The organism is Acinetobacter sp. WC-743 (genome assembly GCF_000335555.1).
Classification (GTDB): Bacteria; Pseudomonadota; Gammaproteobacteria; order Pseudomonadales; family Moraxellaceae; genus Acinetobacter; species Acinetobacter bereziniae.
Genome location: NZ_AMFQ01000093.1, coordinates 1 through 2,087, shown reverse-complemented (window position 1 = coordinate 2,087; position 2,087 = coordinate 1). Strand labels below are relative to the sequence as shown.

4 protein-coding genes are annotated in these 2,087 nt (G+C 41.5%); all 4 read right to left on the bottom strand.

The annotated features are described in order from the left end of the window. Positions 1-6: 6 nt before the first annotated feature. Positions 7-510 (bottom strand): POTRA domain-containing protein, encoded by a 504-nt coding sequence (locus tag ACINWC743_RS13085; RefSeq protein ID WP_009585786.1) that lies wholly within the window; start codon positions 508-510, stop codon positions 7-9. 3 nt (positions 511-513) lie between these two features. Further along, positions 514-1,581: a YDG domain-containing protein gene (locus tag ACINWC743_RS13080; RefSeq protein ID WP_228129110.1), complete on the bottom strand. Its 1,068-nt coding sequence runs from the start codon at positions 1,579-1,581 to the stop codon at positions 514-516. Next, positions 1,551-1,811, bottom strand: a complete 261-nt coding sequence (locus ACINWC743_RS24880; protein ID WP_228129109.1) for an MBG domain-containing protein — start codon at positions 1,809-1,811, stop codon at positions 1,551-1,553. Before ACINWC743_RS24880 ends, ACINWC743_RS13080 begins: the two co-directional genes overlap by 31 nt. Continuing rightward, positions 1,781-2,087 (bottom strand): hypothetical protein (locus tag ACINWC743_RS24875; RefSeq protein ID WP_009585785.1); only part of this gene is annotated, 307 nt, incomplete at its 5' end. The genes ACINWC743_RS24875 and ACINWC743_RS24880, both read right to left, overlap by 31 nt.

The following is a 2,087-nucleotide window of genomic DNA, read 5'->3' as shown; positions in this document are numbered from 1 at the left end:
CTTGTTTCAAGGGTGCGACTGTTTGCTCAATAAGCCAGTTTTGAGTTCGGCTTTGATTGTCAATTTGAGTTTTATCGTAATACGCTTCAAGTACATTGATTCGTACAATACCTTGCTTAAGTTTTGTTGTGGAAGATAAGCACGACTATAACCATAACCATGTTGTTGATAGTAAGTGCTAATCTTTTGTGCAACCTGCCAAAGTTGATTTAGTGTCAGTTGCTGACCTTCGGCATCAACAACCAGTTGATGGAGTTGTTGGGTGCTAAAACGGCTATTCCCGATAATTTCAATTTTTCGTACAGGAATTTGTACATCTGTTGCCGTAGGAGCGATTGGATTTGCGGTATTTTCAATCTGCACTGCAGGTTGTGGCTCAAGAGTTTGCCCTTGTTGCTGTTGTTGTAACAGCTGCCCAGCATTCGGGGCAGGTGCTGCATGGTTTGTGTTGCTGAATAACATGAAACAAGCACTTACAGATGCTGCCAATATATGTTGTTGTAATTTCATTGTTTAGTGCTCCCCTGCCAAGATTTGAATGCCTGTGGTGTTCACACCACCTTGGCGTACGTCAAGATTGACGGTATTTAATGCATTTTGTGTTTCAGGCAAATAATGCGGTCGTTTGAATTGAATGGCCTGTAAGTAAGCCGTCGGTGTCAACATATAGATATCTGCTGTAGTTTTCGCGGTCGTATCCACCAATGTGTAATTTTGGGCATCTAAACCACCAAGACTTAAACCTGTAATCAATACATTTTTGCCTTGCCCTGTGGTCGCATTGTCAAATTGACCCGTTGCTGTTGCTACATTCAGATTATCCCCTGCATAGATGCCACTGAACTCGGCATGACTAAGATCTAAATCAGCAATTGTTAATCCATTATAGGTGCGATTATTTGCGCGAATGCCTGTAATATATTGAATCTTAGCTTGACTAATATCAGCTGTAGTTTGTGCAGTGTTATTCACTAACTCATAGTTATGTGCATCTGCACCACTTAGGCTAATTCCTTGAATGCTTACTTGTTTGGCATTACCCACATTTTTATCACTGAATTGTCCTGTTGCTAATAGGACTTTCAGTTCATCACCTGCGATCTGACCTGTAAATTGTGCTGCTGCTGTATTCAACGTTGCTTGTGTACTGGCATCATAAACACGATTATTTGCTGTGATTCCTGTGACTTGGTTAATTTTAGCTTTAGCAATATCCAATGCACCATCGACAAAGCTCAGATCGTAGTTTTTATCAACGCCATTGGCTTTGTTCGAATAACTGCCTGCATCTTTAGCCGTTACAGAGGCTGTCACACCTGTCAATACAGAACTATCTTCGCCATTGACTAACCCTGTTGCAGTAAAGCCTGACGCTGTTTGATTTTGTCCATTATAAACAGATGATACGCTATTCGCCGTTACAGTCGCTTTGGCTTTGGCAATATCCAAAGCCCCATCGACAAAGGTCAGATCATAGTTTTTATCAACACCTTTGGCTTTGTTTGTATAACTGCCTGCATCTTTAGCCGTTACAGATGCTGTGACACCTGTCAATACAGAACTATCTTCGCCATTGACCAAACCTGTTGCACAAAGCCTGATGCTGTTTGGTCTTTACCGTTATAGGTCGTATTTAAACTATTCGCCGTTACAGTCGCTTTGGCTTTGGCAATATCCAATGCTCCATCAACAAAGCTCAGATCATAGTTTTTATCAACGCCATTGGCTTTGTTTGTATAACTGCCTGCGTCTTTAGCCGTTACAGAGGCTGTGACACCTGTCAATACCGAACTTTCTTCGCCATTGACCAAACCTGTTGCCTAAAGCCTGATGCTGTTTGGTTTTCCGTTATAGTTTTAACTATTGCGTAGTGCTTTGGCTTTGGCAATATCAAGCCCCATCGACAAAGGTAGATCGTAGTTTTTATCAACGCCATTGGCTTTATTGTATAACTGCCTGCATCTTTAGCGTTAGGATGCTGTACACCAGAAAGTACAGATTCAGTTTCACCATTGACCAAACCTGTTGCACTAAAGCCTGATGCTGTTTGGTTTTTGCCGTTATAGGTCGTATTTAAACTATTCGCT